Source organism: Algibacter amylolyticus, assembly GCF_014202225.1.
Taxonomy (GTDB): Bacteria; Bacteroidota; Bacteroidia; order Flavobacteriales; family Flavobacteriaceae; genus Algibacter_B; species Algibacter_B amylolyticus.
The window spans coordinates 80,506-86,933 of the sequence record NZ_JACHGE010000012.1 but is presented as its reverse complement, the minus strand read 5'-3'; the positions used below and the strand labels follow the sequence as shown (position 1 = coordinate 86,933).

The 6,428-nt window shown below is 35.7% G+C and carries 6 protein-coding genes; 4 read left to right on the top strand and 2 right to left on the bottom strand.

Translation table 11 applies throughout. The annotated features are described in order from the left end of the window. From HNQ90_RS17355 to HNQ90_RS17340, 4 genes are all read left to right on the top strand, one after another. On the top strand, positions 1 to 592 hold a 592-nt coding region (locus HNQ90_RS17355), incomplete at its 5' end, for a T9SS type B sorting domain-containing protein (RefSeq protein WP_183822388.1). Positions 593 to 599: 7 nt separating this feature from the next. Continuing rightward, complete coding sequence (locus HNQ90_RS17350) at positions 600 to 1,529, top strand: PorP/SprF family type IX secretion system membrane protein (RefSeq protein ID WP_144118132.1); 930 nt, start codon at positions 600 to 602, stop codon at positions 1,527 to 1,529. Positions 1,530 to 1,827: 298 nt separating this feature from the next. After that, positions 1,828 to 2,397 carry a hypothetical protein gene (locus tag HNQ90_RS17345; protein WP_144118133.1) on the top strand — a complete coding sequence of 190 codons (570 nt, stop codon included), beginning with the start codon at positions 1,828 to 1,830 and terminating at the stop codon, positions 2,395 to 2,397. Positions 2,398 to 2,400: 3 nt separating this feature from the next. Next, positions 2,401 to 3,828, top strand: coding sequence for a flotillin family protein (locus HNQ90_RS17340; protein ID WP_144118134.1), 1,428 nt, complete (start codon positions 2,401 to 2,403; stop codon positions 3,826 to 3,828). Between the two features lie 49 nt (positions 3,829 to 3,877). Here the strand turns inward: HNQ90_RS17340 and HNQ90_RS17335 are convergent, their stop codons facing one another. Together HNQ90_RS17335 and HNQ90_RS17330 are read right to left on the bottom strand one after the other, a co-directional pair. Continuing rightward, a complete protein-coding gene (locus tag HNQ90_RS17335) occupies positions 3,878 to 5,149 on the bottom strand; it encodes a DUF2254 domain-containing protein (protein ID WP_144118135.1) in 1,272 nt (423 codons plus the stop codon). A 239-nt stretch (positions 5,150 to 5,388) separates the two neighbouring features. Continuing rightward, positions 5,389 to 6,420: an aldo/keto reductase gene (locus tag HNQ90_RS17330; RefSeq protein ID WP_144118136.1), complete on the bottom strand. Its 1,032-nt coding sequence runs from the start codon at positions 6,418 to 6,420 to the stop codon at positions 5,389 to 5,391. Positions 6,421 to 6,428 lie beyond the last annotated feature (8 nt).

The following is a 6,428-nucleotide window of genomic DNA, read 5'->3' as shown; positions in this document are numbered from 1 at the left end:
TATTCCGGTGTGCACCACATTAACAAGTCCTTTGGATGGCGATACCGATGTTGTCGTTACAACAGATTTATCTTGGAATGCCATTGCAAACGCAACAGGTTACAAACTAAGCGTTGGAACCACTTCGGGAGGAACCGATATTTTAAATAATGAAGATGTTGGAAACACCACAACCTTTTATTTAAATTCAAACTTACCATATAATGAAACTATTTTTGTAGGCATTACACCATACAACACTTTGGGCGATGGTATTTCTTGTTCAACAGAATCATTCACTATAAAAGCAGAACCATTGGTAGAATCTAAATATGGATTCTCACCAAATGGCGATGGTTTTAACGATTTCTGGGAAATTAAAGGCATTGAAAACAGCCCTAATAATAGCGTTGATATCTATAACCGATGGGGCGATTTAGTTTTCACAATTAGTAATTATGACAACCAATCCAATGTGTTTCGAGGCGAAGCTAATAAACTAACAAAATTTGGAGCAGGAGCTTTGCCAAACGGCACCTATTTCTTCCACATAAAAGTAAACGGAACACACAACCTAAAAACCTTAAAAGGATTCGTAGTTATAAAGCGATAATAACAACATGAATAGTATTAATAAACTTTACGCTTTAATAGCCTTTGCAGTTGTTTCCCTAATTAGTAACGCTAGTTTTGGGCAACAAACACCCACATTTTCGGAGTATAATTACAATCCATTTATAATTAACAGCGCTTATGCAGGTCTTACCCAAAACACCGAAGTTTCGCTGTCCAATTCTGGTTTTTTTAACGATTTCGAGGGTAGCCCAAGTAGTCTGTCCTTAAGTGGCCACGGACAAATGAATCGCGGAAAAGTGGGTCTAGGCGCAGGACTTATTCGAGATAAAATTGGGGTAACCACCTCAACTAGCTTTTTTGCTGCGTACTCCTATAAAATATTTTTCGATTTTGAGAGTAACCGCCCATATTGGCAACACTACTCACCGGGCGTAATCTCTTTTGGTATTACTGGTGGCGTGCAACAATACCAAGATAATTTAACCGAATTAGGCATTACAAACGATCCAAATTTTGCGCAAGACATAAACACCACCATACCAACAATAGGTTTAAGTTTTCTTTTTAATCATGCGTCCTTCTATGCTGGTTTTTCCGCTCCCAATATTATGGGCAATTCCTTGGCTACCAACAAAGATGTAAAACTTAGCACACCCGTTTATGGGTATTTTGGTTATAGGATTCTAAGCGATGCCTTCCGGAATATCATGATAAAACCCAACGTACTCATTAAGCACGAAAAGGATGCGCCAATGCAAATCGATTTTAATCTGGCAACAAGCTTTAAAAACAAATTCGAAATAGGCGTTGGTTATCGCACCAGTTCGTCGGTAAATTTACTAGCAGGCATCTATTTATTTAACAATCTGCGTTTTATTTACACCTATAACATCGCTTCAAACAATTCACCTTTAGGTAATAGCCATGGCATTATATTAAGTATCCAATTTAAAGAAGGTTACGCTATAGATTAGCATTTGGGCGCCTGCCTGCCGGCAGGCAGGTTCCCCGAAAAGGGTCCGACTGTGGGCTTTCCGCTACTATCCCTAACCTGATTTTGTGCTAAGTTTCAACTTTACTACTACAAAAATTTCAAACCAAACTGTAACAAAACAAAAAGAAACACTACATATAAGAGAACGTAAAACTAAAACCTTATTACACCGGTAAAAGGTCTAGCTACAGTAAAGTTTCATTTTTACTTTCAAAATAAATTGTAGGACTATATAAAAGGTCTTACATTTAAATCATTAATTTTTTACACATATACTTATGGAGTGGTTTTCAAAATTGGAGCTTTTTTCACAAATCTATTGGGGCATTGCTTTAATTGGTTCTTTAATTTTCGTTATCACCATTGCAACAAGTTTTATGGGTGGCGATTCGGCAGATTTAGATACCGATGCCGAAATTGAAGCCGATACTGGAATTGGCTTTCAATTTATAACCTTTAAAAATCTAGTTGGATTTTTCACCCTATTTGGGTGGAGTGGTATTGCTTGTATAGACGCCGGTTTCTCAAAACCAATCACCATATTAGTTTCTTTAATTTGTGGTTTAATTATGATGGGAATCATGGCAGCCATGTTTTATTATATGCGGAAACTAAACCATAGTGGCACGTTAATTTTTAAAAATGCTATTGGCAATATAGGCGAAGTTTACCTTACTATTGGTGCTAACCGCTCTTCTATAGGAAAAGCACATGTGCGTATTCAAGGTTCATTACGCGAGCTCGAAGCGCTATCAGACTCAGAAACCGATTTAAAAACTGGAACTGTCATTAAGGTAACAGATGTTACTAATAACGGCATTTTAATTGTAGAACAACTAAACAAATAATTTATGATGTTACCTCTTATTCAAGAAGGCTTAAGCCTTGGATTTCCAATGGCCGTTATTGCAGCCGTTTTATTTATCTTTTTATTTTTAATTGTCTTAATAAGACGCTACAAAAGGTGTCCTTCAGATAGAATTCTTGTCGTTTACGGTAAAGTTAGCGGTGGGCAATCTGCTAAATGTATTCATGGTGGTGCCGCCTTTATAATACCAGTAATTCAAGATTATGAGTTTTTAGATTTAACACCAATTTCTATAGAAGTTAATCTAGTAAATGCTTTATCAAAGCAAAACATTCGTGTTAACGTACCATCGCGTTTTACCATTGGTGTGTCTACAGAGCCAGGTATTATGCAAAACGCAGCCGAACGTTTATTAGGATTAGGTGCACAAGACGTGCAGGAACTAGCAAAAGAAATTATTTTTGGTCAGTTACGTTTAGTTGTTGCCTCTATGGATATCGAGGAAATTAATAACGACCGCGATAAATTTTTAACAAATATTTCTCAAAGTGTAGAAACCGAGTTAAAGAAAGTTGGTTTAAAGCTTATTAACGTAAACATTACAGATATTGTTGATGAGTCAGGATATATTGAAGCTTTAGGAAAAGAAGCTGCAGCACACGCTATTAATGCCGCTCGTAAATCGGTTGCCGAAAAAACTAGAGATGGATCTATTGGTGAAGCCAATGCGGTACAAGATGAAAGATCGCAAGTAGCAGCAGCAAATGCTCAAGCTGTTGAAGGTGAGAACACAGCAAAAATTGCGGTAGCAAACTCCGATTCTTTACGTCGCCAGCGTGAAGCCGAAGCAGAACGTGTAGCCATTGCGTCAGAAAAAGTACAAAGCGCAAAAGCATTAGAGGAATCTTATGCAGCAGAGCAACAAGCCGAAACTGCCAGAGCCGATAGAGAACGTTCTTCTCAAATGGCAGATATTATTGTCCCTGCAGAAATTGATAAAAAGAAAGTAGAAATTGATGCTGAGGCAGAAGCAGAACGCATTAGAAGACGTGCAAAAGGTGAAGCCGATGCCATCCTTTTTAAAGCACAAGCCGAAGCCCAAGGACTTTACGAAGTACTTACCAAACAAGCAGCAGGTTTAGATCAAATTGTAAAAGCTGCAGGCAACAACTCTAAAGATGCCGTATTATTATTAATTGCAGATAAGTTACCAGAGTTGGTAAAAACGCAAGCCGAGGCTATTAAAAATATTAAAATAGATAAAGTTACTGTTTGGGAAAACGGTGGCGGAAAGGATGGAAAATCGTCTACAGCCAATTTTCTTTCGGGTATGTACCAATCGGTACCGCCATTACAAGAAATGTTTAACATGGCAGGTATGCAATTGCCAGATTACTTAAAAGGCAAAGATGTAAAACCAGATGATGATGCCGAAATCATTGAAGAACAAAAACCACATAAAAACAAATAAGTCTTATAAAAAAGCCCGCTACTTTTAAAGTTAGCGGGTTTTTTGATTTTTAAGAAATTGACTTAATAAAGTTTATATCTCTTTTATTAGTAATGGCGTCTTCTGCGTCCGAAATCAAACTATCAATTTCTTCATCAATTATGGTTTGATAGGTTTTGTTTTCTACTCCTATCATCTTTTTTAAATGTAAAAGCATCGTTAGCAACTTTTCTACAATAATGACGTCATGTTTACAATAAGTTCTCAATTCTGCCATCACTTGGAAAATTAAATCCTTAAAATCAACAGTAGCCATAGAAACATAAGCCAAATCGTCAATATAAGATAAACTTTTATCCTTCTTTTTAATCCGTAAAGAAAACAACTGCGACAGATAATCAATAGCATTTAAAGCAGTTCCTGGGTCGTTTATACCAGGCGACATTGCTTTTACAGCAACTTCAGTAATTTGCTTAAACGCAAGCACATAGTTGTCTTCAATAAATTCGCTTTTAGAGAAATCGAAATGTTCATGAATTCTATCTAATGTTTCATCATCCAATTCATTTTCACATTTAAAGAGTGTATTTTTCTCAGAAATAAACAGTCCTTTAATAACAACGATATCTATTTTAGCCTCTTTTTCTTTTGCTATTTTCGCAATTTTTTCTGCTGATACATTTTGCAAATACCCAGACCTTCGAGAATTGTAAGCTTTCCAACTATCAGTTTCCGCAAAATCATCCTTGTTATATTTCTCATTATCAATTAAATATAGCATTCTGGTTTTAGAAATATTAAATATTTTATCCATAATGTTATTAATTTGAATCTCTTGCGAAATGGAATGAATAAAATAGATAAAAGCAGCAAGACAGCTTACCATAAACAAAATGGAAAAAAGAACTGCAAACCCTGGTAGTTGATATTTATCGCTGTCAGGCTCAATATATACCAAAATAAAAATACAATATAATATGGTTGCAATGTATATGCCTAATACTATTTGATGCCTTCTGTTGCTAATTAAGCCTGGTAATAATCGTGGAGAAAAATTACTAGAAGCTTGATTAAGCAAAATCATAACCATAGAGAAACTAAACACCATAATAGAAATAAGACCACTAATAAATGTGGTTAAAAGGCTTCTAGCTGTTTCTGTATTATTTATCACTAACGAAGGAAATACGTCTAGAAGATATTCAGAGATACCTCGCTCTTCCAAGTAAATCATCAAATAAGTAAAAACTAGACCTGTAATAGCTAAAAGCGCCGGATAGAAGGCTATTTTATCTTTTAAGCGATATAGTTTTCTAAATAATACAAGTGCTTTGTCTTTCATAAAATTGAATACTTATAAAAATTAATTAATTGGTATATTACTGCCGTTAACAAACTCAACCAATTAACAGTTGCAAACGAAATAACATACAAACTAGCTTTAATATCTAATTTGCATATTTTACGCATTCTCTAAAATACAAAAAGCTTTTACATCCACATAGTGGATTGTAAAAGCTTATATTTTGCTATTGTTACCAACACTAGGCAAAAGCTAAGTGGTAACAAACTTTATAAAACTTAAGGCGCTGGATTAGGTATGGCCTCATGTACAGCGTCAATTTGCTCTAAAATAGCATCGCTTAGGTCTACATTTATACTCGCAATATTTTCTTTAAGCTGTTCCATTTTTGTGGCTCCAATAATAGTACTAGTTACAAAAGGGCGTTGGTTTACAAAAGCTAAAGCCATTTGCGCTAAACTCATGTTGTTCTCTTCTGCTATTTCCAGGTACTTCTTAGCAGCTTCACTTGCTCTTTCGCCACTATATCTGGCGAATCTTGGGAATAATTTTAATCTGGCATCATCTGCCGCGGTTCCTTTTATGTATTTACCAGAAAGCACACCAAATGCCATTGGCGAATACGCTAACAACCCAACATTTTCTCTTAAGGCTACTTCTGCCAAATCACTTTCAAAAGATCTAGTTAACATGGAATATGCATTTTGAATGGTTGATACTTTAGGTAAATTATGGTGTTTCGATTCTTCTAAGTAGCGCATGGTGCCCCAAGCATTTTCGTTAGATATTCCAATATTTCTTATTCTGCCTGCTTTAATTTCAGCATCTAGACTATGAAGAATTTCATTAAAATTATCGTTCCATTTAGCATCTAATTTATAATCTCTAATCCCAAAACGATTAGTATCGCGCTCTGGCCAATGCAGTTGGTATAAATCGATATAATCGGTTTGTAGGCGTTGGAGTTCTAAATCTATGGCTTCTTTTATGGCACTTGGGCTAAACCCCGTGGTTCTAATATGAGCCGTATAATCGCCAGGTCCTGCAATTTTAGATGCTAAAATAACCTTGTCTCTATTCCCCGATTTTTTTAACCAGGTTCCAATAATTTTACTTGTACGTCCGCTACGTTCTGCCGTGGCTGGTACTGGATATAACTCGGCAGTATCAATAAAATTAATACCTTGATCTAGAGCATAATCTAATTGCTCGTGACCTTCAGCTTCGGTGTTTTGGTTTCCCCATGTCATGGAACCTAGGCATATTTTACTAACTTTTATATTGGTGTTGGGTAGTGTTGTGTATTTCATATATTTTA

Coding starts and splice junctions, on each gene's coding strand:
- HNQ90_RS17350 (WP_144118132.1), top strand. CDS start 600: ATGAATAGTATTAATAAACTTTACGCTTTAATAGCCTTTGCAGTTGTT.
- HNQ90_RS17345 (WP_144118133.1), top strand. CDS start 1,828: ATGGAGTGGTTTTCAAAATTGGAGCTTTTTTCACAAATCTATTGGGGC.
- HNQ90_RS17330 (WP_144118136.1), bottom strand. CDS start 6,420: ATGAAATACACAACACTACCCAACACCAATATAAAAGTTAGTAAAATA.
- HNQ90_RS17335 (WP_144118135.1), bottom strand. CDS start 5,149: ATGAAAGACAAAGCACTTGTATTATTTAGAAAACTATATCGCTTAAAA.
- HNQ90_RS17340 (WP_144118134.1), top strand. CDS start 2,401: ATGATGTTACCTCTTATTCAAGAAGGCTTAAGCCTTGGATTTCCAATG.